Here is a 25,699-nt window from a genome sequence, read left to right on the forward strand (position 1 = left end):
GCTAATTCAATTATTTAAATCCTGGTTGGTTATCTTTATGAAGCGCTTCATCTATTTAAATCTGATCTATTTGCAGCTTATCGCCACGCTCTTGTTATTACCTGGGTTTGTCTATGCGGGTGTTTCAAATATCATCGAAGGTTACGCCATTGTAGGGGTCAGTACTCAGGTCACCACGATAAATAATCATGAGGTGCCGATTAATGTTGAAAAAAGTTTCACCTCAGGAAGTGGCCAACTGTTAATTAAAGCAAAAATGCCAAATTCTATTGTTGTGCTGACTAATGAAAGAGGCAGTACGATTAGTCTTTCTCAAGGGGCAGCCCTTGATGGTACTTCAGGCAACGAACAAAACTGGCATTTCAGATATGAATCAGGTTTTTCATCGCCAATATATGACTACCCCGCATGTAACCCAGTTTCAGCCACCGTCGGGAAGAGTGGTTCTATAACTTTTAGAGGTGCTGCAGAATGTAATTATGCTTCTACACGTGGGCCTGATCATATCCACTATACGGCATTAATCTTTGGAGCCAGAAGTGTTGTTGGGTTTCCCACTAATTGGGATTTAAGAACCCCGGCTACCGAGCCCGGTATTTATCGAGGCAGCATTTATTATACGCTGGGACCTGGCAAAGATTTTGATATGGGGCCGGAAGCTATCTACCACACCGACCGCATCGAAATTCCGTTTGTTGTTTATGTTTCTACCGTTCCCATGAAGCTCCGCCTTCCACCGGGTTCTGAGCGGGCAGTATTAACCCCGCAAGACGGCTGGAGCAGTTGGATCAACCGCAGCGTCAAGCCCGACAGAATATATCGAAATATACCTTTTACCATTACCGCCCAGGGGTGGGTGGCGGTTTCGTTAGAGAATTGCAGTTATCTTTCGTCAAATATTTGTCAGATTTCTGATGGAAAAGGAAATCTGGCTAATTTGAATGTGTCCATCACGCTCCCCGAACCGTGGAGAAACTACCCCGGCAGTTCAGTCAATAAGCATCCGGTAACTACATATAAAGGGGCTTACTCGTCCTATCTCCTTGCTGGTTTAACGCCGGTCACCTCTTCCGGGAAGTTAACCATTGAAGTCGCAGGTGGCGAACTGGATAAAATGTTGGCCCAGCCAGGGTCCGAGTGGTCAGGCAATATTACGGTTGTGTTTGAACAGATGCTGGATTTTTAAAGTTGTAGGTTGATAAAAAAGAGGGGTCTTTGTATGGCGCCTCTGCCCACGTGCGTCACGAGACGTTGCTGCGGGCAAGGTAAGCATTGTTAAGACGTTCAGTCAGCCTTACTAAACCTGAATTAAATAAATAACCATCTGATAAATATGCATATTTCAAATAAGGTTTATTCAGTTCCTGCCCTTCACCCTGCGTGCTAATTTTGCCGTCGTTGCCGCTAGCCCATTTATCTTTCGGGTTCTGAATAAGGCGGCGAGTGAAGCGGCAGGAGCCTGCTTTCTAATTAATCTCTATTTAATGTTGGAATTTTTATGTACATGACTAATAAGTTCACTTTATCTGCACTGGCTTTCGGCATGCTGGTTTCTTCTCAGGCTTTTGCTGCAAGTAACGTCACGCTGAACGTCAGGGGCACCATCACTCCAGTGGCCTGTACGCCAACCTTGAGCGGTGGCGGCGCCATTAAGTACGGTTCAATCTCCACTTCCGATCTTTCTGAGACGGCAAGAACCACTCTGGATAAGAAATCCCTTAATTTAACGGTCGATTGTGCCGGTGCGACGGCTCCATTTGCTATTACAGCGGTGGATAACAATATGGATTCGACGCTGGACCTAAATACTGGCGGCTATTTTGGCCTGGGTAAGCAGGGAACAAGTAATATCGGTCAATATACTGTGTACATTGCGGGGACCGCGCAAGGAGATGGAAATGATGTTCACGCTATGACTTCAATAAATGGCGGTACAAGCTGGAACAAAACATCGGGTGTCAATCCGGTAATGGTAATACATGGGGGGAAACTGCATGCATATGGTAACAGCACAGCTAACACTCCTACGCCGGTCAGTAAGCTAGTTACCCAACTTGACATTGAGGCGACTATCGCGCCACTCAACACCCTGGATACCACCAATAACTTCAATTTTGCTGGTTCCACCACCCTGATTGTCGAGTACCTCTAATCAGAAACAGTGCCGGTCAAATAAGGGCCGGCAGTTCTTCCTGACTTGAAGATTATTAGCGGGTATCACTATGAAAATGCCAACAAAACTTACCACACTAGCCATTGTCTTGAACCTGTTGCAACCCGTGTTCGCAGCGAGCCAAGCCGATCTTACCGTGATGGGGTCTGTTGCCCCGGCCCCCTGTACGGTGGTGATTGCCGGTGGCAAAGACTACCGCTTCGGCACCATGATGGCGGATGAACTCAACAGCGATGCGCCTACCCATCGGGATCTCTCAAAAACGATCTCGATTGAATGCCCGGCGCCAACCGGACTTTGGGTCGCTTTTCCGTTTGACAACGGTGGGCAGCTAAAACCCCATGCCGGTGGAACGGCCACCGGTTCACTGGCGTGGTGGAAGCCTTCAACTAACGAGGCTTTGTCTGACCGCGGATGCGATCCTGTTTTGCCAGATGCTGAGCAGACCAAGGTTGATGTTGGTGACGGCAACCTGATGGGATTGGATAAATATGTTCGTATCTTCAGAGGTAGCGTGCTCCGTCCCAGTTGTCCGGTAACCTCTTTTAGTGATTATGCATCGGATGGAAATGGCGCAGAAGATGGTTATTACCTCGGTCATCCAGCAGTTAAAAGGATGCAGATTCCCCGGCATTTAAGAATGAGCATTAACCCACGGGATGATTTAGATACCGCCGGAGCCATTCAACTGGAAGGTGCGGCAACCGTGGTAGTGAATTATTTTTAATACCCGGCAGAAATCCGTTTCGCGTATTCCGGCAGTCCAGTCAATAAGCATCCGGTAACTACATATAAAGGGGCTTACTCGTCCTATATCCTTGCTGGTTTAACGCCGGTCACCTCTTCCGGGAAGTTAACCATTGAAGTCGCAGGTGGCGAACTGGATAAAATGCTGACCCAGCCAGGGTCCGAGTGGTCAGGCAATATTACGGTTGTCTTTGAACAGATGCTGGATTTTTAAAGTTGTAGGTTGATAAAAAAGAGGGGTCTTTGTATGGCGCCTCTGCCCACGTGCGTCACGAGAAGTTGCTGCGGGCAAGGTAAGCATTGTTAAGACGTTCAGTCAGCCTTACTAAACCTGAATTAAATAAATAACCATCTGATAAATATGTATATTTTAAATAAGGTTTATTCAGTTCCTGCCCTCCACCCTGCGTGCTAATTTTGCCGTCGTTGCCGCTAGCCCATTTATCTTTCGGGTTCTGAATAAGGCGGCGAGTGAAGCGGCAGGAGCCTGCTTTCTAATTAACCTCTATTTAATGTTGGAATTTTTATGTACATGACTAATAAGTTCACTTTATCTGCACTGGCTTTCGGCATGCTGGTTTCTTCTCAGGCTTTTGCTGCAAGTAACGTCACGCTGAACGTTACGGGCACTATCACTCCGGTGGCCTGTACGCCAACCTTGAGCGGTGGCGGCGCCATTAACTACGGTTCAATCTCCACCTCCGATCTTTCTGAGACGGCACGAACCACTCTGGATAAGAAATCCCTTGATTTAACAGTTGATTGTGCCGGCGCGACCGCTCCATTTGCTATTAGAGCAGTGGATAATGCTATGGATTCGACGCTGGACCTAAATAACGGCGCCATTTTTGGCCTGGGTAAGCAAGGTACAAATAATATCGGTCAATATACTTTAAGTATGCAGGGGACCGCGCAAGGGGATGGCAGTAATGTTATTACTATGCGTTCAATAAATGGCGGTAAAAACTGGACCACGGCAAATGGTATAGATCCTACAGTGATTGTTCATGGGGGGATATTGTATGCATATGGCGAAAACACCTCATCTACCGCCCCTAAACCGCTCAGTACGCTAGTTACCCAGCTTGACATTGAGCCGGTTATCGCACCGCTTAACACTCTGGATACGACAACTAACTTCAATTTTGCTGGCTCTGCCACCCTGATTGTCGAGTACCTCTAATCAGAAACAGCGCCGGTCCAACAAGGACCGGCTACTCTTCCTGACTTGAAGATTATTAGCGGGTATCACTATGAAAATGCCAACAAAACTTACCGTACTAGCCATTATCTTGAACCTGTCGCAACCCGTGTTCGCAGCGAGCCAAGCCGATCTTACCGTGATGGGGTCTGTTGCTCCGGCCCCCTGTACGGTGGTGATTGCCGGTGGCAAAGACTACCGCTTCGGCACCATGATGGCGGATGAACTCAACAGCGATGCGCCTACCCATCGGGATCTCTCAAAAACGATCTCGATTGAATGCCCGGCGCCAACCGGACTTTGGGTCGCTTTTCCGTTTGACAACGGTGGGCAGCTAAAACCCCATGCCGGTGGAACGGCCACCGGTTCACTGGCGTGGTGGAAGCCTTCAACTAACGAGGCTTTGCCTGACGGCGGATGCGATCCTGTTTTGCCAGATGCTGAGCAGACCAAGGTTGATGTCGGTGACGGCAACCTGATGGGATTGGATAAATTTGTCCGTATCTTCAGAGGTAGGGTGTTCCCTCTCAGTTGTCCGGCAACCTCTTTTATTGAGTTGGCATCGGATGGAAATGGCGCGGAAGATAGACATTACCTCGGTCACCCAGCAGTTAAAAGGATGCAGATTCCCCGGCATTTAAGAATGAGCATTAACCCACGGGATGATTTAGATACCGCCGGAGCCATTCAACTGGAAGGTGCGGCAACCGTGGTGGTGAATTATTTTTAATGCCCGGCAGAAATCCTTTTCGCGTATTAATGAGCAATAAATCAATCCCACTTTCCTGAGCACAAAAGTCTCGATTTATTGCCCGTTCCCGACTAACGGATGCGGGCAGCAACAATCTCTCCCCCCGCACTGTGTGCTTGTGTATTCATCTTTGGGACAGTCTGGATACCTCTGGAGTATTCAACGGGAAGGCTCGGTCAGGATTATGCTGAAACAAAACATAATCTATTGATTTAAAATAAATATATTCCGGTAAGACCTTTTCAGGTTTATTCCGTGTTCCTTACTGCGCCTGCTGCGTAGGATTCAGTCACGTCAGGAGGCAGTACAAGAATTGTTCAGCAAACTGACTCGTTAATACCAATGTGGTGCTTAACCACACATTGCTTTGGCGGAGCAGGGAACGGCCTACGCCTGAAGCCTCACTCACATTTATGAAAGAGTTCAGATTATGAAATTCACGCAAAAGAATACAACGACCGTAATGACTATGACGCTGCTGGGTGCGCTGGTGCTGACCGCTGCGAAACCTGTGCTGGCCGATGGAATGATCCCTGAAACCTCCGTGGTTATCGTCAATGAAGCCGATGGCGAAGCCACCATGAAGGTGACCAACAGCGACGCCGTTGCTTCGTTGTTGCATGTCAAAGTATTAGATATTCCGGAAGACAAAGAGCCGTTGCTGCTGGTAACCCCATCGGTGGCCCGCGTTGAAGCGGGTAAAACCCAGCAGGTGCGTTTTATTCTGCGTACCGGTAATGCGCCGTTAAAAACCCAGCGCATGAAACGAGCCAGCTTCGAAGGCATCGCATCTCAGAAACGTGAGAATGAAGCCGGGGAGTCGCGAGTTGGGGTTGGCGTACGCCAAAATTTGCCGGTCATCATTCATCCAAAGGGGCTGGCGCGCAATGATTCCCCGTGGACAGGTCTGCAATGGTCGCTGGCTAACGGCAAGTTGACCGTCAGTAACCCAACGGCTTATGTCGTGCGTCTGTCTCCTGATGTGACATTGATGCCATCCCAAACGCGGGCGCAGATGACCAAAAGCTATGTTCTGCCGGGTGAAAAGCTTGATGTTTCTGTCACCGGTGCTGCGGCTTCTGCAAGTGCGGTGCGCTTTGTTCCTGCCACCGTTTATGGTTTTGCCGTCAAACACTATGACGCGCCGCTGAACGGCAAAAACATTACTCGTTAATTCTTTCAGGAACAGAACTCTCCGCTATGACTGCATTTTTGACACCTAATACCTGGCAACTGCTCACGGCGGGGATGCTGATCCCTGCAAGCATCGTTCTACCCGTTGCGCTGGCTAATGAGAGCGAAAAGCTCAGCCGCGAAGAGGAGGAGTTTTCGGCAGAAATCCTCAAACAGCGTGGTATTGATCCGCAACTCGCCGACTACTTTAGTGGTAGCCCGCGATTTACCCCCGGTAAACATAACGTGCGGATAATCGTTAACGGCACTGACAAGGGAAAACTGAACGCCAGCTTCAATCAGGAAGGGCAGCTTTGCTTTGATCCGGCGCTGCTGGCTGCTGCGGGATTAAAAGATCCGTTAAATCGCGACCCGGATGCGGCGCAAAGCGCTGTGGCAAGCTCCGCCTGTCAGGCATTTCTTGAGGCTTATCCGTTGACGCTGGTGGAATTGCGTACTGGTGAGAATGAAGTTGATCTGGTGGTGCCAACACAAGCACTGAACAGCGCGCAAGATGTGAGCGGATATACCACCGGTGGCACGGCGGCTTTGCTCAACTATGAGCTTCTGGGAGTGAATAGCCAGTATGCCGGAGGCTCGAGCAACAGTTATTCCGCGACCACAGAGTTGGGTTTCAATGCCGCGGACTGGATTGTGCGAAGCCGCCAGATTTACAGTAGTAGTAATGGGAATAATCAGTTTCAGCATATGGAAGCCTATGCTCAGCGTAGTTTCGCCGAGCAGGGAGCCGTCTTGCAGACCGGCCAAATCAGATTGGTGAACCCGGTGCTCAGCGGGGCGCAAATCACAGGTTTTCAGTGGATGAATGAGCAAGCTCTTTCACAGCAGAACATGCCAGGTAGAGTGGAAGGTATCGCCCAAGGGACGGCCAGAGTTGAAGTGTCGCAGATGGGATCGCTGATTTATACCACTGTGGTTCCAGGTGGCCCGTTCGTGTTGACCGATGTTCCGCGCATCAGCCAGCGCTTTGATCTCAATGTGAAGGTGATTGAGGCTGATGGTAGCGAGCACAGCTTTACGGTTTCTGCGGCGGTAGCGGGTATCGCTTCGCCGGAGAGTGGTTATGCCTACGCAATAGGTCAGGTGCGTAACCTTTCCGGCACGACGGAAAAACCTTTGGTGGCAAGCGCTGGCTGGAGCGGTGCGCTGGGGCCGGATACCTCAATATCCAATGGCGTAATGCTGGCAACCCACTATGCCTCAGTGGGGAGCGGCATAGGACACAGCCCGTGGGAAGGCGCTTTGGCCCAGTGGGATATGGTCGGTTCGCGGGCCAATCGTGAAGGTAAACAGGGCGGGTTAACGCGCCTGTCGCTGACGCAAAACCTCGGTGCAAACTGGAATGTGGAAGCTGCGGCCAGTCTGCAAAGCCCTGGATTTCGTGAATTGATTGACGTGAGTTATTCGCCATCTGATGACGATACGCGCTTGCATCAGCGTCAGCAGTTGGATACTCGTTTGGGCTGGAGTCATCCATGGCTCGGCAGTTTCTCCACCGGTTTTTCCCAGGCGACATACTCAGATGGCAGCATGACGCGACGCGCGACGGCAAACTGGGGGATCAGTTTTCGCTATGTGTCACTCAACTTGTCTGCTGAACGTGATTTGGGCAGCTCTTCATGGGTTGAGGGGATGTCAAAGAACAGTAACAGCTATTATGTCAGCCTGAATATCCCATTTGGCGACCGACCGCGAATCACTACCACTATGCGTGAAAGCGGCGGTTCCCGCCGTTACGGCATCAACGCCAGCGACTCCGTGAATGATGCTTTCAGTTATAGGGTAGGTGGTGAGCAAGACTCGCGTGATAACACCACTTCACTCAGCGCCGGGACCTCATTTATTCCCCGCTATATGTCGGTTGACCTTGATTACAGCGGCGATGGCAAGAAACTAAATAGCTTTAGTGGCGGGATGCGTGGTGGAGTAGTTGCACATGCTAATGGCGTAACCGCGTCACCTTATACGGTGAAAGAGACCTTTGGATTGGTCAATGTCGGTGATGTTTCTGGCGTGAAGCTCAACACCCCAAGCGGCCCGGTATGGACTGACAGCAAAGGCAATGCGGTACTTTCCCAGCTCAATGGCTTCGGTCGCAATACAGTAGACGTCGCGAATAATAGCCTGCCTCGAAATGTCGATATTCAGCAAGGTTTTGCAGAAGTCCGGCCGGGACGAGGATCGGTACAGCGTGTTGATTTTCATGCGACGACGACCCGTCGTGTGTTGATGCAAATAACCACAGCCACCGGGCAGCCGCTTCCAACCGGAGCGTTAATTACCGATCAGAATAACCAACCGGTAGGCATGGTAGAACGAGCGGGTGAAATGTTCCTTGAAAATGCCACAGAACTTAAAACGTTGTGGGTCACTGGAGCCGGCATACAGCGTTGTCGCGTGGACATTACACTGCCGAAACAGGCAGATGAGCTTAACTATTATGAAACTGTTCCGGCCGTCTGTCGGGCAAACTAATGCAGGTAATATGATGAATAAATTCGTTAGTTTAGCTAATCGATTCACCCAACGTGTGCTCGGTTCCAGCATTCTGGGGGCGTTTTGTTGGATTGCTGTTGCCCCCGTAAACGTCGCTGCCGCACAGACAGCAGAGTGTTCTATGACAGTCAGTAACAGCGACATTGATTTTGGCCAGCTCAAACGCAGCTTGTTAACTCGGGCGCAGCAGAAGGTATCGATAGGGCAGCGCAGCCTGAATCTGACGGTAAACTGTGCTAACCCAACGGAGATGACGCTGTTTTATCGCGCAGTTGCCAGTATCAATCAGCCGGGATACACGTTTGGTTCTGCGGGGAACTACCAGCTTAAGTTACGCGATGCCACGGTGGATGGTCAGCCCGTAAACTTAGGGCGCGTCTCTGCATCGGGTCAGATGCCATCCCACAGTGAACCCTCTCTGACATGGGAAGGCGAGCAGGGGATCACGGCAGTACACAATGGTTCACCGGTGAAAGGGACCAGTTTGCGTGCAACGCTGGATGTGGCTGCCAGTATGTCTGAGTCACAGCTCCGTCTGCGCTCGGCAACAAACTGGCAAAGCAGTGGCCGACTGGAAATCGTACCCGGAGGGGAAAGTCGAACGCTCAGTCTGAAAGCCAGTATTCAACCTGTTTCCTGCGTTCCAACTCTCAGCCAGGGGGGGACAGTGAAATTGGGTAAGATCTCGCAAAGTGATCTCAGTCTGAACCAGGCTAGCCAGTTGCAACCTCGCAGTATTGAACTTAATGTCGCCTGCGAAGCACCGGTCAGTTTTGCGATAAAAACCATTGATAATCAACAGGGCACTGCGACGCGCAGCGGCACTGAACAATTTGGATTGGGTCTGGACAACAGCGCTAACCCGATTGGCTCTTATACGCTCAGTATCAACAGCACCACCAGTCATGCGGACAGCCATTCCAGTTTGTATTTGACTCAGGCTCCGTTGTCGGCCAGTACCTGGAGTGAATCTGCTACTGGAAGCCAGCAATTGAGCACCGATTCGTTGTCTGGCTTTACCCCAGCGGTGGCCAGCAATGCTGGGCCTGCACCACTGGAGCAACTCAACACGACGCTAACAGTTGATGTAGAAATTGCCCCGACTGGCAGCCTGAAGGTCACCGATGAAATAGAGATTAAAGGCTCAGCGACCCTTGAAGTTTTCTATATTTAACGCTGTTTTTGACAGTCATTAGGGTTAGCCCTCCGGAGCATGATTTTATGCCCCGGAATGACAATAAAGCCGTGGCATATTTGCCACACTCACAATACTGTCGCCATTAGCTATTTTCTCAATCTGGTAATAATCGTTAAATTTCGTTTTAAAACTTGGGAAAATAAACTCTTCAGCCAGTGTCGCAGGAATATTCTCGCCAAAGGCCGGGTGCATGCTATCGGTGTGGGTAGTGATATAAGAATGGCTCACTTTCCAGTTAAAACGAGTATTACGGTGAATAGTGTAGAGAGCCGGTTTATCACCTTCCCGAGCCTGATACTGCATCGTGCCGCTAAGAATACCAATCCCGCTGCCATTAGCGTAATAGTGGGTTTTGATCGAACCTTTAAGCAGCATATTGTCGTCTTTCTGCGAGTTAATCGCATAAGGCACCTGGCAATAGAAAGCGAGGCTACTGTGGGCATCAAAATGGCGGACAACAAGCCAGGGGGCAACTAACAACACTAGCACCAGTATACTCAGCAGGACTTTTTTCATTTTTCCGCCCCATTTCGCAGACTAAAATAAGCGCTACAGCCGTTGTCTTTTTCAGTTATCGGAGCATCACAAAGGAAATAGCTGCTCAAATTGCGGCTGCTGACCTTATTGATGTAGAGATAATTGACGGATTTGCCAGCCAGGGTTTGCGGTTTGTCGTGATTAAAACGATTAACAGCTTCTTTCGCATAGACAGACTGCTCATTGAGTGGCGCTTGTAAATAAACCTGAGTTTCACCCAGCGAAGCGGTCGGGCGATATTGCTCACGCACATCAAAATCGTGTAACTGCTGATTGTGATTTTTATAGAAATAAAAACCGCCTGCCGCTGCCATATTTAACACCACTAAAGCGGTTAAAAGCGCAGGAAGAATTTTGGCTCGAGCGCTCACCGACGGTTCGCGATCGGTAATAAGGGCTTGAGGTGGCTGGGGAGTTATCTGTTCAACGGTTTCAGCTTCCCCCCCTGAGTCTGTGACTATCTCTATCTCATTATTCACAGAACTCGCGTCTGTCACCGGTTCTATCTCAACAATGGCAGATTCTTCGGATTGCAGTGGTTGCGCAACGCCAGCCTTTTCAACCTGGATTTGCGAGCTGAAGGTATAGCCAAGTCGGGGAACGGTAACAATCACCTCATAAGGAACATTCAGCTTCTGAAACGCCTGGCGTAACTGGGAGATATTCTTCCACATGCTGCCTTCGGTAACTAATGTGCCAAATTTGCCCCAGCATTCGTGCATTAAGGTTTCTTTATCAATCGTTTCGCCCTGACGCTCAATAAAAAGCGTCAGACAGCGCGAGGCGGTGGCGCTGAGCTTGATCTTTACCTGCGGTGCGCTCAAAGACGATAACTGAAAGATCTCATCATCAAAAATTAAGCTTTGATTTAGACGGTATTGTGTCAACCTGGTGAACCTCAAAATTAAAACAAATATTTAACAATCCCTTACTCATACTAGCCCTTTTACCGTGCGAAATGAAGAGCTTGAGGAGCATCTCATCTTTCTAATGAGCATAGACCATCCCGCTTATCACAAAAAAACCTTATTTAAACTGCTTAGTAAACTTTTGCTGGGCTGAAAAAGAGCCTCACGTCGTATCACAAAGGTTATTTGAGGAAAAGTGAGTGTGTTTGCCCAGGGCTTGTGTCTACCATAAAGCCAAATAAAAACGATGGTATGAATGTTTAAATTCGCGCAATACCACTGCAACAAGTTCAACGCCCGGGAAGGAGAGTTAGTCACTTTATGTTAAGAGGGATGATAGATGATGGGCACTTTAAATTCGAACATGCGACATCCGTTAATAGTTATCTCGGATGACATCGCGTTTATCTCGCAATTGAATAAATACGATAGTAGAAACAGGGAAATCCTCCATTTTAGGCTAAGTGAATTGGCATTCATACATGAAGCCCTTTGTTCACATTTTAATGGCATGATTTGTTTTGATGCTGATACTCAATATATTTCTGAAAACTACAGCGATTTTGCTATCAAATGGATCTGCAGTCTTTTCCCGAACGCGTCGGTGGCGCTATTGTCATCTAACCCCGGTATTAATAAAGCCGAGAAACTAAGCTGTTATTCTAAAGAAATGAGAGCCTCTGAACTCTTTAAACTTTTAGATGGTAAATCTGAAATTCACACACGTTCGCGTAGGTCATCGGGACTCTATTTCCCTCTGTCACCTCAGGAAAAAATGGTTCTATTGGCGTTAGCCCAGGGCAAGACGATCAGGGAAATTGCTGAGAGCTCGCAGCGTAGCGTCAAGACCATATATTCGCAAAAATCTCTTGGGCTAAAAAAACTTGAAGTCTATAAAACAGAGCTATTCAGCAATCTGTTGGGGCGTTTTGGGTATCACCAGCGAAAAGAGATGAGCAATCATCGATGGTCTCACGATCGTTCCTCAAAAGAGAATGCATAAGTATCTTACTTAAGCTTACTACCTAATTGGTTGTTTTATATTTGTTTGTGTTTTCTTTAAAAGTTTATTTCAGGAAGAGTGAGTGTCATTTTGTGATTGCAGTCACTAATATAGTATGTAATGACAAATTCATATTGGGCGCTGTAGAACGGGATAGGGTATGGCGAAAGTTAGCTTAAACGGCACCATCATATTTGATGAAGAAAAATATACCTTGAGCCACTGCGAGTCTGAAAGTGATGTCATTATTTTAGGTGCAACAACCAGTCGTTGTTTGGGGTTGTTTATCGCGAACCAAGGCGAGGTTATTTATAAGAAGGACTTGCTGCATAATGGTTGGGGGAAATTTGGTACCGTCGTGGCGGAAGGTAGCATGTGGCAAGTTATTTCTCAGCTGCGCAAAGCTTTTGAGCACTTTCAACTTGATGGTGGCTTAATCATCACGGTTCCGCGCATTGGTTATAAATTATCGTCAGAACTCACCGTTGAACGTTTGAGTATTACGGAGCAGGCAGAAAGTCTATCAGCAGAGATTATTCTAAGAGCTGATGACTTGCCGATGATAGTAGAGAATGAGACTCCCTCCAGTCCTGATATTCTTTCCGAGAAAACGGCCCCCACAAAAAAACTGCATAAGAGATGGCTGAGCCAACCACTTAAAATCGGTTTGGCTTTAGTTTTACTAAACCTGGTATTGCTATGTGGTTTTTATCTTTATCAACGATTACCAGCCTCATTGCCAATGCTGGCACAGCGCTGGCATTTTTCACAAGAATTCAATAATGCCGCGGTTTATGTCCAAAATAATAAACCCTCCATGACTTATCTAACAGAACGCGCCGTTGCTCGTCTTCCAGATAACATTGGGCTACCAGATGGAACACTCGCTTCATATATTTATATCAATAATACGTCTGATAAAACGCTTAGCAGCTATTTTTTATGTAAGCGTGAAATTACTGAACGAGATAATGGATGTATCACCTCAGTTATGGTGGATAAAACGAGTCTTTAAATGAAAAAGAAAGCTGTAGTCAGTCTGTTTATCACACTAAACATAGCGCCCTGGTTGGCGCTTTTTGCATTATCACCCAAGTCAGAGTTGGATCTCTATTGCCAGGTTCCCTTTAATATTCGTATTGAAAAACAGCAATCGGTAAGATTACAGGGTGCGATTAAAACCCATTACTATGCCGATCGTTCTGCAATTAGTTTCATCAGCGGGAATTTAGTGCAGCTGCAGGAAGATGGTAGCACTGAAGCCATCTGGCGCATTAATCGTCGGGCTGAGTTTACGTGGTATATGAATCAAAACTATCTGCATTCTATAACCCACGAAGTGCATCCTGCATTTGGCGATAATTTACCTCATTCGTTGGCAGAGGCTTATCTGTTCCCCACCTATAAAGTACAATATCGTGATTATTATCAGCTCAGTCGTTTGGCGAATGACGATGTCATTGTCAGCGTTGCCGGCATGCCGCGTTTATATTGCCACAGCCAGACGAATGTTGGCTGAACGGTAAAACACTTTCCTGAATAAATCTTACCGCTTAGCTTACTGGTTTGATAACCGCCATATCTCCCAGTAATCAGGCGGTATTTTTATTTCAAATATCACCTCAATCTACTGATTTCGTTGGTTTTAAATCAGATTACCCTTCCATGAGATTAATTCAGGTTTTCTCAGTGGGAAACTTCCTAGATGACCGGTAAATTTCACCCACTTTCCAATGAGAGGGGGAGGCAGGCATAAGTTTGTGGCTGTTGTCATCCACCGTAGGTTGACAGCTTCGTCTCTTTAGAAAGTACTTAATCAGGCGAGAACGGATAATCCACAGCCTTATATCAGCATTGGTGAAGATTAATGAGTAATACGCAGAGTAAATTATCGAAGGCACGCCCACCTCGTGTGCAAATAAGTTATGACGTAGAAACTGGAGGCGCGCAGGAAAGTAAAGAACTGCCGCTGGTTATTGGTGTCATGGGTGAATTCACCAAAGATGATACAGAGTTTCGCGATCGCAACTTCATTAAAATTGATAAAGACAATTTTAATGAAGTGATGGAAGGGATGGCGCCGAAAGTTGAATTGTTGGTTGACAGTGCATTGCCAGAAAATGAAGGGAAGCTGGCCGTGGAACTTAAGTTTAATTCACTGGATGACTTTACTCCGGACAATATTGTCGCGCAGGTTGAACCGTTACGTAAATTACTCGAATTGCGTGAACAGTTGAGTGATTTACGCAATCGTACAGCCAGTAATGACCGCCTAAAAGAACAGTTGATTGAAATGCTGAATCAGCAAAATAACTCAGGAGAAACGGAATGAGTGATATGACCGTGAATCCAGTTGTTGAGCAATCAGGGGCTGAGCTTGATTATCTGGATGAGATTATCAACAACACCCAGGCGATTCGTAAAGAAACTGACCGCCCGAAAGTTAAAAGTCAGCTTGATAGCTTTCTGGCACAAGTCGCGACCGGTGCGGTAGTCGTTTCGCACGATTTGGTTGGCAGCATTGAACAGCGCATTGCGGCAATTGACGAACTGCTTTCTGAGCAGGTGAGCAACATCATGCACGCAGCAGAATTCCAGAAAATGGAATCTTCCTGGCGTGGCCTGCACAAACTGGTCCAGAGCAGCGTGACAGAAAATACGCATGTGCGCATGTTCAACTGCACCAAAAAAGAGTTACTCAAAGACTTTAAATCCGCCTCTGACTTTGATCAGTCAGTGATGTTTAAAGCGATTTATGAAAGTGAATACGGCACCTTTGGCGGCCTGCCATATTCCGCGTTTGTCGGCGATTTTGAGTTCGATAATACCGCTGAAGACATCATGTTGCTGGAGCAGATCTCACATGTTGCAGCCGCGGCCCATGCGCCTTTCCTGAGTGCGGCAAATCCTGGCATGTTTGCCATGAACAGCTTCGGCGAAATGCCGCGTCCTCGTGATTTGGGCAAGCTGTTCGATACCTCCGACTATGCGCGTTGGAAGTCATTCCGCCTGACCGATGATGCTCGCTATGTGGGTCTGACCTTGCCACGCGTGATTGGCCGTCTGCCATACGGCGCAAAAACGATTTCTGTAGAAAGCTTCAACTTTGAAGAAAGCCATAACGAGCAGGATGTTAACGAAAGCTACCTGTGGGTGAACGCAGCTTATGAGCTGGCTGGCCGCATGGTTGAAGCATTCGAACAATACGGTTGGTGTGCGGCAATCCGCGGCGTTGAAGGGGGTGGCCTGGTGAAATCTCTGCCAGCACACAGCTATACCGCCAGCAGTGGTGAAAATGTGCTGCAGTGCCCGACGGAAGTCGCCATTTCAGACCGTCGCGAAAAAGAGCTGGCTGACCTCGGTTTTATCCCGCTGGTTTACTGCAAAGGGACAGATTACGCCGCTTTCTTTGCCGTGCAGTCGGTAAACAAGCCGCGCAAATATGATTCGGACCTGGCTAATGCTAATGCGCGTCTGTCAAGCCAACTGCAGTACATCATGACCACCTCGCGCTTTGCTCATTATCTGAAGGCCATCGTCCGCGACAAGGTCGGTAGCTTTATGTCCAAAGACGAATGCCAGCGCTATCTGCAAAAGTGGATTAGCCAGTATGTGACCGCTTCTGACGACGTGGGGCCGGCAACTAAAGCTAAAAAGCCTCTACGCGAAGCTCGGGTAGACGTTTATGAAGTGCCCGGTGCCCCAGGTCAATACCGCGCCATTGCCTATTTGAAACCGCATTTCCAACTTGAAGGATTGACACTTTCTCTGCGCCTGGTCGCAGAACTTCCAGCATCAACTGGTGCTTAAATAAACTGTTTAACATGGAGTTAAATTATGTCTACTAATACCCTTTTCATGCATATCAAAGGTTTTACGGGTGACACGCCTCCCGACGATATTAAAGAGTGGATCCCACTGGAAAACATGTCTATGCACGCTTTCAGTTCTGCAAGAATTGATGGCAGCAGTGGCAAAGTCACTAATGACGGTTCGCCACATTTTGAAAATCTGTCATTTAAGAAGTCTCTGGATGAGCGTTCACCAAAACTTCTGAACAAAATTGCAGAAGCGACAGAGATCGAAGAAGTTATTGTCAAACAAATGACAAAACTTGGCAGCGACGATAAAGAGCTTATGAAATATACATTTGGGAAATGTTTGTTTATAGCTCATTCATTAGAAGCCAGAAATAGTGGTGGGGTGCCGCAAGAGGATTATGTTATGGCATATGACACGATGCTCTTCAAAGTTGCCGTACCAGTCGATCCAAAAACAAATAAAGAGGGCGAAATGTCCTGGAGTAACATCGAAAATACTAAAATGTAATTAAGTTTGAAACTGGCGTAGCGTGCTGCGCCAGTTTCACCAATAAATATGAATAATTCCTTACTGCAGCGTTTGGCAGACGATATGCCAGACAGTATTGAAGACGAATGGGAAACAAAAAGTCACTGGATCTTTGATGAACTCCGGATGCTTTTTGATTCACGTCCGCGCATCCGTTCACTGGAAGAAAATAACGCAGTAAATAGTACGGTAATTAATTATGGGTTAGATGAAGGGTTTTATTCACAGGAGAGTTCAATTGCTCGTGGAGAGATTATGCGGCTACGTATTGAAAACTTATTGGCGCGTTTCGAACCCAGATTAATAGATGTCTCTGTGAATATCCATCAACCTAATTTGCCGCGTGTTGAATTTATTATTCAGGCGCAATGGAATGATCAATCGCTCAGTTGCACATTAATCTGGGACGATGCGATGAGTACTTTTTATTTAAACGAGCAAGCGTAGCCATTGTTATGATGAAAAAATTGCTTTCCTATTATCAGAAAGAATTAAGCACTCTGCATCAGCACGGTAAGGCTTTCGCACACCTGTTCCCTAAGATTGCTCGTCGTTTAGGTTTTTCTGAAGGTCGTTCTGAAGATCCGCATGTTGAACGCTTAATTGAATCCTTCGCGTTATTAACAGCGCAGATTCACCAGCGCCTGGATGACGATATGCATCAGGTCACCAGCGGTTTAATGCAAACTCTGGCACCACAGTTGTTACGCACCTTCCCATCAGCCTGCATTGTACAGTTCATGCCCCAGCGTAAAGCCAGCGGAATGACGGCCAAAAAAGAGCTGGCTGCGGGTTTGGGTATCGTTTCAAAACCGATTGATGGTCAGCCCTGTCGCTTTGAAACCCTTTATCCGCTTAGCCTTTGGCCGGCGTCTCTGGATAACGTGGACCTGGCGCTGGACAGCAATCAGATGTACTGGTGTCTGCAGTTACATTTCTCCGTTTGGCCGGGAGCAAAGGTCGAAGACAGCCGGCTACGTTTGCATCTGCATGGCAGCGCTAACCTGGTAAACATGCTTTATGCGCTTATAAGCTCGGAAGTGAACCAACTGGCTGTGATTCAGGATCAGCAACAGAGCGACTTACCCGTGAGAATGATTGGCGAGGTGGGTTTTGCTGCAGGTGAAGCGTTATATAACCGTGATGCACGCGTCGCGGCGACGCACAGTCTGATGCACGACTATTTATTGTTCCCGCAGAAGTTTCACTTTATCGACTTGCCATTGCCGGAGAATTTTTCCGCCGCCGCAGGGAGCCAGTTTAGCTACAAAATCGTGTTTAACCGTTGTGCACTTGCCCGTCAGCTCGACAGTCAGGCGGCAATGATCAACACCAGTTGTTTCCGCCTGAACTGTACGCCGGCCATTAATTTGTACACCCAGCGTGCCGAGCCCCTCAATCTGAGCCCTGAGATTGCTGAGTATCCGGTTATTGCCGATGTACGCGGGCAGCAGGGGGTAGAAGTCTGGTCTATTAATCAGGTCAAGCTCCAGCGTACCCGGGATAATCAAACCGAGTCACTGCATGTCTATTCGTTACTGGGCCTGGATGAAGCGGGAATTGATGCGCAAAACGGCTTGCTCTGGCAACAGTTGCAGCGCGATGCCATCGTCAACGGAAAGCCACGCAAGCAGTGTGTGCTCGCCTTTGCCGACCGCCAGGGCGATAACCTGCAACCGGAAGGTGACGTGGCCTTGCTGGAAGTGACCTGTCACAACGGCAGCATTCCTACTCGCATGGCAAACGGCAATCCGCAGGGCGATTTTGAGGCTGATTTACCCCTTGCTGGTGTAACGATTAACGCATTGACTCGCCCCAGCGAACCCCAGTCTCCGCCGGGAAACACGCCGTCGCGCTGGCGACTTATCTCGCAGCTAACACTTAATCACGTCCTGCTCAGCGGCCCTCAGGGTTGTCAGGTACTCAAAGAAACGCTCGCGTTGTACAACTTTACTAACAACAGCGCGATAAACCGGCTGGTGACGATGATCGCATCGCTGAACGTGAAGCCAGTCAATACCCGTTTAGTGGCAGGCGATCCGCATTCGTTAGCCCGTGGCGTGGAAATTAACCTGACGTTTACGGCAGAAGCACAGTACGAAAGCGAATATTTTTTACTCTGCCGTTTCCTCGATCGTCTCCTCGGACTCTATGCGCCGGTAAATAGTTTTTCGCGGTTGGTGACGCAGATAGGTGGTGACCCTGAGTCTTGCCGGATATGGCCTATTCGAGCCGGGAGGTTGTCATGGATTTAAGCCGCCGTGGTAATCGCCTGAGCTTTTATCAACAGGTTCGTCTGCTGTTACAGGCGGTGTCCCGTCAGCAAGAAGGTGACAAGGAGCAACTCTTGGATGATGCCATCCGTTTTGTCTCGCCTATGTCGCTGGATGCACCAAAAGGTGAGGTGGGGGAGATATCCCGAACCGCCGATGGCCGCTGGCAGCTAGAAGTCTGGTCGCAGGGCTTAACCGGGGCGCTGGGCGCGTTACCCACGGTGTATACCGAATGGCTGGTTGAACGCTACTACCGCTATGGCGACCGTGCGGGAAAAGCCTTTTTCGATATTTTCACCCATCGCATGCAGTGTCTGCGTTATTTAGCATGGGAAAAATACCATTACTACGCACGAGCTGAGCTGCGTGAAGAGATGCCTTTGTCGCAGGCAACACGGGCGCTGAGCGGTGTGCTTAATGAGCCTTCTGAACTTGCCGATGGTCGCTACGCGTCATTACTCGCCCCGGCAGTGCGCTCGATGGTCAATCTGGAAACTCTGTTAGGGCATGCGCTTGCAGTGACGACCAGCATCACACCCTTTAGCCGCCACTGGCTACCTACCGATGAGCGTTGGTGTTGCCAACTGGGAAACAACGAGCAGCAACTGGGAAATTCCCCCATGTTGGGTCGGCTGCGCTGGGAGCATCAGAGCGCATTCCTGGTGACGATAGGGCCGATTAGCCAGTGCCAGGCACTGAGCTTTTTCCCTGGTGAAAAAGGATTTATCCGCCTGTCTCGCTTGCTGCGTGATTACCTCGGATTGGGGCTTGAATTCACTATTGAGTTGCAGATTGAGAATACGACTTCGCCGTTGAATACGTTGACAGGAAGTCAATTGGGTCGAGATGCCCGTTTGGGTGACGATCTGTCGCAGCCGGTGCGGGTGTTGCGTTTACCAAAGGAGTTAACTGAATGTCAGTATTAATGAAACAGGATAGCCGCTTTATCGGGTGGGTAGGTGACTGCGCGAAAGAGTGGGTGTTGTTATCCCTTAAAGGTGAAGAGGCTATTTCATCGCCTTATTACTGGAATGCCCAATTCACAACGGCTGAAGGGGTTGATGCGAATACTCGCTTAGGTGAAGAAGTGGCCTGCCGGATAGGTGACGCTGAGCAACAGCGCTTTGTACAAGGCGTGGTCACGCAATTACAGCACTTATACGACCGTAATGGGCTGGGATATTTCCATGCGGTGATTGAACCTCGTTTGGTGCTGACGCGGCTGCGTAAAAACCTACGGGTATTTCAGCGCACCACGGTGCCGGATTTAGTCGTGGCGCTGTTGAAAGAACATGACATCAATGACGTAAAACTGAGCCTGAGCGCTGAATACGCCGAGCAGGAGTACTTCATTCAGTATCGTGAAACTGATTTCGATTTTATCTCTCGACTGTTGGAAAACGCGGGGATCGGCTACTTCTTCACTCACGGCGAAGACAAGCATGAACTGGTATTAGCCGACCACGATAAAGCCTGGAATGACGCGAAAGTCCCGTCCCTGCCTTTTCACCCGCTTAGCGGCACACAGGAGCATGTCGGCGTGTTGGGCTGGGCGGTGAAGAGTCAACTTATCGCCAGTAATGCGGCAGACCTCAATGATTTTGGTCATGCCAGCGTGGCACAGCTACATCATCTGGATGCCAATGGCGAGAAGAACAGCGAACGCCAGGGGCAATACAGCGAACTGCGTCTTCAGTGCAACGAACTGGGTAGCCAGCGCTTTAGTGGTGAGATGAATGCCTTCTTTTTAAGCGCGGGTGAAAGCTTTGAATTGACTGACCACCCGACGGCCAGCGCACGATACGCCATTAATAAACTGTCATTTACTGCCAGCAATAACCTGCTTACGACGGACAGCTATAGCTGCTCGGTGGAGTGTTGGCCGCAGAGTCAACCTTTCCGTCCGGAGTGTGTAACACCTGTGCCGAGCATTGCCGGCATGCTGACGGCAACCGTCGTAGGGCCTGATTCTGAAGAAATTCATACCGACGAGTTTGGTCGTATCAAAATCCAGTTCCCATGGGATTTGGAAAACAAGCAGGACGATAGCAGCTCCTGCTGGATACGTGTGTCACAGCCCTGGGCGGGTGGCAACTTTGGCGCACTATTTTTACCGCGTATTGGTAGCGAAGTATTGGTGAGTTTCATTCAAGGCCATCCCGATCATCCAGTGGTCACCGGATCGGTCTACAGCGATGAGAACCCGCAGCCGATCGCGCTGCCAGATGAAAAAACACAGTCTGGCTTTGTTTCCCGCAGCACCCAGGACGGCGAAGTCACGGACGGTCACCGCCTGGTGTTTGACGATAAAAAAGACGAAGAAAAGTTGATCGTCGGGTCGCAAAAAGACCTGTTGTTGACGGTTCTCAACGAAGCGCAAATCACCATTGGTGCGAATCGCACCAGCGAAATTACGGAAGGTAACGACCATCTGACGCTAAAAAAAGGCAATAGCGACCTCGTTCTTGAAGACGGTAATCAGGCGCAGTCACTGCAAAAGGGGAATTACAGCATCATTCTGGATGAAGGTAATTACGGCCTGACGCTGCAAAAAGGCAATCAAACTATTGAGCTTAAGAAGGGCGATCAAACCACCACCGTGAAGGGTGGTGGGAGCCAACTAACCACCGATAAAGCCTGCGTTATCGAGTCCAAAGAAAAAATCATTTTCAAGGTCGGTAAAAACGAGATTGCTATCACTACTGATGGGATCACGATCAACGGCGCGGAAATTACCTTCGAAAGTAAGGGACCTATGGCGATGAAAGCCGCAGAGGTCAATATCAAAGGCTCCGGAAAAGTGGCCATCGATGGTAGCCAGATCGAATTGGGTTAACAGGGATAAACGTTATGAAACAACCCGCAGCGCGAGTCAACGATATGCACGTCTGTCCGATGGTGATCCCCGGTACCGTGCCGGTGCCCCATGTGGGTGGGCCGATTCAAGGACCGGGCATTGCCAAAGTGAAGATTGGGGGGATGACTGCCGCTACCGAAGGGGATGTTGCGGTGTGTAATGGGCCACCAGACTCCATCAAAAAGGGCAGTAGTAAAGTGAAAATTGGCGGAAAACCAGCCGCACGCGTAGGCGACCTCTGTGCCCATGGCGGGAAGATTGTCGCTGGTTTCCCGAAGGTTTTAATTGGATAGATAGAAAATGACAACCGTAAGAAATTTCAACATCGAAGCACTGCTACAACCGATTTCCACCGCGAATCCGGCTGGCTGCAACATCGAATACGAACCGATTTTTGAGCGAATCCGTCAGGCACGCGAAAGCGACCCGGATTATTTGCCTCAGGACGAATGGTCTACCACCCCGCGTAAAGCAGACTGGATGCTGGTGGCCAAGCTCAGTGAAGAGGTGCTGGTTCAGCATAGTAAAGATCTGCAAGTCACTTGCTGGCTGGTGGAGGCATGGACTCAGCTTTATCAGACTGAGGGACTGGTCGCGGGTCTGGAGTTACTCGATCACTTTATCAGCAACTGGTGGAACGATTGCTGGCCGGCGTTGGATGAAGACGGCTCGAGCTATCGTTACGGCATGCTCAACCGTCTGGACCGGGATATCAGCCTGCAGCTGGCGTTAAAGCCGATGCTCGGGGATGAGCAAAGTTCGCTGGCGTGGTGGCAAAAGGTGCTCAGCTTTGAGCATCACGGTAAAAAGGGCGACCAGGATCAGCCAGCAGAAGATTACAGCATGGGCAGCTTTACGCTATGGGCGGGAAAGCTGGATGCCGCGCGCGTGGCAACGGTGGCCTGGCAAATTGATAAAGCTCAGCAGCTTATCGGCCAGCTTGATAAAGATTATGCCTGGCACAATCCCCAGAGCGAAGGGAGTGTATTACGCCAGACCGACGAGCAGTTAACCGACCTGAATGACTTTTTTGTTCGTATTAACCAATGCTGTAGCAGCTCGCAGCAGGACGAGATCATGATGCTGAACGTACTCGACCCCGATGTCGTGACTCAAGCTGAGGGGAAATCAACGCAAACGTCGCAAACGCAGCAAGTGATGTCACGCGATCTGGCTATCACTCAGATGCTGACCATTGCGCACTATTTCCGCCAGACCGAACCTTCAAGTCCGGTACCGATGTTAATGGAACGAGCGGCGCGCTGGGCCAACATGCAACTTGCTGAATGGCTTGAGGAAATGGTGGGGGATGAGCGAAGCCTTGCCGAGATTAATTTTGTGTTAAATGGACCCGCAAAATGAATAAAAACAGTCATTTGTATTTATTGCTGGCGTTCTTTATGCCTTTTATTGCCAGTTGTAGCCACGATAGCGGCCAGCGCCAGTTAGCGCTGGATAACATCTCAGCGCCTTATGCAGAAGGAGCCGTCAATATTCAGCTGACCGCAGAGCCGGGTTTGAACAGTTGGAAAGAGATGTCGAACAGCGTTCAGGTTTTGGTGATTCAGGGAGGCAATAAAAGCCAACTGGAAGATGTCCTGAAGAATAAGTCCGAACTGCACGCGTTGTTCAACGGCGCTTCGGCAAACGATAAGGTTCTGAAAGTTGATCGCTATATGTTGATGCCAGGCCAGCAGCATACTTTGCACATTGACCGTGCGGAGAATGTTCGCCAGGTGGCGGTGGTGGCCGGCTATTACCCGTCCCCAGGTGAAGGGCATATCACCCGTTTTGCCGTGCCTGAGACCGCTCACAAAAAAAACTGGTGGAGCAGCGAGTGGGACGCCCAACTGGCGCCTTTGCAGGTGTCATTGACCTTGGGAAAAAGCCGAATCGTAAGTATCAGCGGTGCAGATAACCTGTATAAGCCAGCCTCAGAAAGCCAGGAGGCAAAATAAGATGTTACCTGAACAACAAGCCATTTACTGGTACTCAGGGCTTTATCTACAGCCTCAGCACTTTCAGTCCGCCGATCTGCATCAGAACTGGATCCACAGTCGCCATCATCAACTGGCCCAACCATGGAATTACGGCGTTTTGGATTACCAGCTCAATGAAGAGGCGTTGATCGACTTTACTGCTGACATCAGCAAGCTGCGACTGTTGCTGCCTGAGGGTTTGTATCTCGAATATCCGGGCAATTGCCAGATAGAGAAGCGTAATTTCCGCAACGCCTGGAAACATCGTGATCGTCCTTTCACGTTATGGCTTGCGCTGCGCAAGTTTGATCCGCAGCGACAAAATGTCAGCATGGTCGAAGACGAACAGCAGCACGCAGTTACGCGCTGGATAAACAGTCGCGATGAGCACGTGATGAAAGATGTCTATCACCAGGGACCAGAAACCTCGGTACCCCACGTGACGTATAACCTGCGCCTGATGTGGGATGAAGAGCAGACCGAAGCGGTAGATTACGCCTGCTTCCCATTAGCTCGTTTTCGCTTTGACGGCCAGAACGTGGTGGCCGACCACAGTTTTGCTCCGGCGTCCATCAGCCTTAAAGGTTGCACAAGCTTAACGAAGCTAATCGATCATATTTATTACGAGTTGAGTAGCCGTGCGCGGATGTTGGAAGAGTACAAACGCTCAGAAAGGTTGGTGAACAGCGACGAAAATACAGAGTCGGTGATTCAGCTGCTGGCGATGCGTTCACTCAACCGTGCTCTGCCGCTGCTGACGCTGTACCGCAATGCTCCACAACTGCATCCATGGATGATGTATGCCCAGCTTAGCCAGCTTATTGGTGAGCTTTCATCTTTTAACGATGACTGTAATTTCAGCGGCGAGTGGAGCCATGGCGATGATGCTTTGCTGCCGTACGATCACCACAACCTGATAGTCTGTTTTGACAGTGCAAGGCGTGTGCTTCTCGCACTCTTGAACAGCCTGGTGCTGGAAGAGAACACTTACGTTACGCTGCAACGTGACGAGCATGATGTCTACAGTGCCGAAGTTGACAGGCCGCAAGCGGAGCTGGCGGGCACAATTTACCTGTTGGTGCGTTCTGCGCAATTTTGCAAAATGAGCACCTTGAGCAACGCTGTGCAAAGTATGAAACTGGCTTCCCGGCAGGCGCTGGATGCCATTATTCAGCACGCGCTTCCTGGCGTGCCGCTTCAGTTGTGCAGCCAGCCGCCACGGGGTGTGCCAAAACGCAGCGACTCGCGCTATTTGCAGATCGATCAAAGCAGCGAACTGTGGCAGAAAATCGAACGTGATCGCCAGGCTGGATTCTTCTGGACTCAGGCGCCGGATGATTTGCAGGTTCAACTGCTGTATATGGGGGCACCATGATGTATTTAGTGGATTGCTACCTGCCGGTTTTAAAGCTGGTAAGCGAATTATCACATCAGGATGTGCAACCTTTAGATGATGATAGTTTTCGTCAGAAAACGCTGGAGACATTTCAACAAGCCATTCATGCGTCCCGACAATTAGCGATTCCAGAAACCGATGCTGACGATGCATTATTTGCTATGGCCGTCTGGTTTGATGAAGTGATATTGCGCTCAGATCTTCCTGTTAAGCAGGGATGGCGCAATGAGTTATTGCAGATGCATTATTTCAACACGGTTATAGGCGGTGAGGAGTTCTTTACTCGTCTCGATAATATTGACAGTGAAAATACTGCGCTGCGCATGGTCTATTTACATTGTTTACTCATGGGGTTTCATGGGAAATACCATTATCAGGATAGCAGTGAACTCATTAAGAAAATTGAAACTGAGCGCCAGAGTTTGCCCAACCCCTGGCATGAATGGCCAAATGATGGCGAGATAACTCCGCTTTGTTATTCGGCTTCAAAAAAAGCAAGCGGGATATTATCTCGTATGGTTAATAGCAAGTATTCCATGTTATGGCTCCTCGCTATTGGATATGGCGTATTAAGTGGAATGCTGCTTACCTTAGTCTGAGTGAATTATGTTAAAGAAATTACTCTCTTTTGCAGGG

The 25,699-nt window shown here is 49.0% G+C and carries 25 protein-coding genes; 23 read left to right on the top strand and 2 right to left on the bottom strand.

Going from position 1 to position 25,699, the window contains the following annotated elements:
• The first annotated feature begins 37 nt into the window (after positions 1-37).
• From LVQ79_RS01065 to LVQ79_RS01100, 8 genes are all read left to right on the top strand, one after another.
• On the top strand, positions 38-1,186 hold the full coding sequence (locus LVQ79_RS01065) for a hypothetical protein (protein ID WP_232863583.1): 1,149 nt from the start codon (positions 38-40) through the stop codon (positions 1,184-1,186).
• 318 nt (positions 1,187-1,504) lie between these two features.
• On the top strand, positions 1,505-2,152 hold the full coding sequence (locus LVQ79_RS01070; RefSeq protein WP_232863584.1) for a DUF1120 domain-containing protein: 648 nt from the start codon (positions 1,505-1,507) through the stop codon (positions 2,150-2,152).
• Positions 2,153-2,222: 70 nt separating this feature from the next.
• Entirely contained in the window at positions 2,223-2,900 is a 678-nt protein-coding gene (locus LVQ79_RS01075; RefSeq protein WP_232863585.1) for a hypothetical protein, read from the top strand.
• Between the two features lie 552 nt (positions 2,901-3,452).
• On the top strand, positions 3,453-4,103 hold the full coding sequence (locus LVQ79_RS01080) for a DUF1120 domain-containing protein (protein ID WP_232863586.1): 651 nt from the start codon (positions 3,453-3,455) through the stop codon (positions 4,101-4,103).
• A 70-nt stretch (positions 4,104-4,173) separates the two neighbouring features.
• Positions 4,174-4,851 (top strand): fimbrial protein, encoded by a 678-nt coding sequence (locus LVQ79_RS01085; RefSeq protein ID WP_232863587.1) that lies wholly within the window; start codon positions 4,174-4,176, stop codon positions 4,849-4,851.
• 484 nt (positions 4,852-5,335) lie between these two features.
• Positions 5,336-6,046, top strand: a complete 711-nt coding sequence (locus tag LVQ79_RS01090; RefSeq protein WP_370639819.1) for a fimbria/pilus chaperone family protein — start codon at positions 5,336-5,338, stop codon at positions 6,044-6,046.
• Between the two features lie 26 nt (positions 6,047-6,072).
• Positions 6,073-8,541, top strand: a complete 2,469-nt coding sequence (locus tag LVQ79_RS01095) for a fimbria/pilus outer membrane usher protein (protein ID WP_232863589.1) — start codon at positions 6,073-6,075, stop codon at positions 8,539-8,541.
• Between the two features lie 13 nt (positions 8,542-8,554).
• Positions 8,555-9,736 carry a DUF1120 domain-containing protein gene (locus LVQ79_RS01100; protein ID WP_232863590.1) on the top strand — a complete coding sequence of 394 codons (1,182 nt, stop codon included), beginning with the start codon at positions 8,555-8,557 and terminating at the stop codon, positions 9,734-9,736.
• A gap of 45 nt (positions 9,737-9,781) precedes the next feature.
• Here the strand turns inward: LVQ79_RS01100 and LVQ79_RS01105 are convergent, their stop codons facing one another.
• Positions 9,782-10,276: a hypothetical protein gene (locus tag LVQ79_RS01105; RefSeq protein ID WP_232863591.1), complete on the bottom strand. Its 495-nt coding sequence runs from the start codon at positions 10,274-10,276 to the stop codon at positions 9,782-9,784.
• Positions 10,273-11,121, bottom strand: a complete 849-nt coding sequence (locus LVQ79_RS01110) for a transcriptional regulator (protein ID WP_232863592.1) — start codon at positions 11,119-11,121, stop codon at positions 10,273-10,275. The genes LVQ79_RS01105 and LVQ79_RS01110 overlap by 4 nt, the downstream gene beginning before the upstream one ends.
• Before the next feature lie 424 nt (positions 11,122-11,545).
• On the opposite strand from LVQ79_RS01110, the gene LVQ79_RS01115 reads away from it, so the two are divergent.
• From LVQ79_RS01115 to LVQ79_RS01185, 15 genes are all read left to right on the top strand, one after another.
• Complete coding sequence (locus LVQ79_RS01115) at positions 11,546-12,208, top strand: LuxR C-terminal-related transcriptional regulator (protein ID WP_232863593.1); 663 nt, start codon at positions 11,546-11,548, stop codon at positions 12,206-12,208.
• Positions 12,209-12,368: 160 nt separating this feature from the next.
• A complete protein-coding gene (locus LVQ79_RS01120; RefSeq protein WP_232863594.1) occupies positions 12,369-13,223 on the top strand; it encodes a winged helix-turn-helix domain-containing protein in 855 nt (284 codons plus the stop codon).
• Positions 13,224-13,727: a hypothetical protein gene (locus tag LVQ79_RS01125; protein ID WP_232863595.1), complete on the top strand. Its 504-nt coding sequence runs from the start codon at positions 13,224-13,226 to the stop codon at positions 13,725-13,727. It begins immediately after the preceding gene.
• A 348-nt stretch (positions 13,728-14,075) separates the two neighbouring features.
• Positions 14,076-14,540, top strand: a complete 465-nt coding sequence (tssB, locus tag LVQ79_RS01130) for a type VI secretion system contractile sheath small subunit (protein ID WP_232863596.1) — start codon at positions 14,076-14,078, stop codon at positions 14,538-14,540.
• Positions 14,541-14,545: 5 nt separating this feature from the next.
• Complete coding sequence (gene tssC / locus LVQ79_RS01135) at positions 14,546-16,018, top strand: type VI secretion system contractile sheath large subunit (protein WP_370639820.1); 1,473 nt, start codon at positions 14,546-14,548, stop codon at positions 16,016-16,018.
• A gap of 27 nt (positions 16,019-16,045) precedes the next feature.
• On the top strand, positions 16,046-16,537 hold the full coding sequence (locus LVQ79_RS01140) for a type VI secretion system tube protein Hcp (protein WP_232863598.1): 492 nt from the start codon (positions 16,046-16,048) through the stop codon (positions 16,535-16,537).
• Between the two features lie 84 nt (positions 16,538-16,621).
• Entirely contained in the window at positions 16,622-17,005 is a 384-nt protein-coding gene (locus LVQ79_RS01145) for a GPW/gp25 family protein (RefSeq protein WP_232863599.1), read from the top strand.
• An 8-nt stretch (positions 17,006-17,013) separates the two neighbouring features.
• A complete protein-coding gene (gene tssF / locus LVQ79_RS01150) occupies positions 17,014-18,813 on the top strand; it encodes a type VI secretion system baseplate subunit TssF (protein ID WP_232863600.1) in 1,800 nt (599 codons plus the stop codon).
• Positions 18,804-19,757 carry a type VI secretion system baseplate subunit TssG gene (gene tssG, locus LVQ79_RS01155; protein WP_232863601.1) on the top strand — a complete coding sequence of 318 codons (954 nt, stop codon included), beginning with the start codon at positions 18,804-18,806 and terminating at the stop codon, positions 19,755-19,757. Before tssF ends, tssG begins: the two co-directional genes overlap by 10 nt.
• Entirely contained in the window at positions 19,745-21,667 is a 1,923-nt protein-coding gene (locus LVQ79_RS01160) for a type VI secretion system Vgr family protein (RefSeq protein ID WP_232863602.1), read from the top strand. Before tssG ends, LVQ79_RS01160 begins: the two co-directional genes overlap by 13 nt.
• A 14-nt stretch (positions 21,668-21,681) precedes the next feature.
• Complete coding sequence (locus LVQ79_RS01165) at positions 21,682-21,981, top strand: PAAR domain-containing protein (RefSeq protein WP_232863603.1); 300 nt, start codon at positions 21,682-21,684, stop codon at positions 21,979-21,981.
• Between the two features lie 7 nt (positions 21,982-21,988).
• Positions 21,989-23,050, top strand: a complete 1,062-nt coding sequence (tssA, locus tag LVQ79_RS01170; RefSeq protein WP_232863604.1) for a type VI secretion system protein TssA — start codon at positions 21,989-21,991, stop codon at positions 23,048-23,050.
• Positions 23,047-23,646: a type VI secretion lipoprotein TssJ gene (locus LVQ79_RS01175; protein WP_232863605.1), complete on the top strand. Its 600-nt coding sequence runs from the start codon at positions 23,047-23,049 to the stop codon at positions 23,644-23,646. Before tssA ends, LVQ79_RS01175 begins: the two co-directional genes overlap by 4 nt.
• Position 23,647: 1 nt before the next feature.
• On the top strand, positions 23,648-25,042 hold the full coding sequence (gene tssK / locus LVQ79_RS01180) for a type VI secretion system baseplate subunit TssK (protein WP_232863606.1): 1,395 nt from the start codon (positions 23,648-23,650) through the stop codon (positions 25,040-25,042).
• On the top strand, positions 25,039-25,662 hold the full coding sequence (locus LVQ79_RS01185; RefSeq protein WP_232863607.1) for a DotU family type IV/VI secretion system protein: 624 nt from the start codon (positions 25,039-25,041) through the stop codon (positions 25,660-25,662). The genes tssK and LVQ79_RS01185 overlap by 4 nt, the downstream gene beginning before the upstream one ends.
• Positions 25,663-25,699: the final 37 nt, after the last annotated feature.

This window comes from Buttiauxella cochleicola (genome assembly GCF_021282405.1).
Taxonomy (GTDB): domain Bacteria; phylum Pseudomonadota; class Gammaproteobacteria; order Enterobacterales; family Enterobacteriaceae; genus Buttiauxella; species Buttiauxella massiliensis.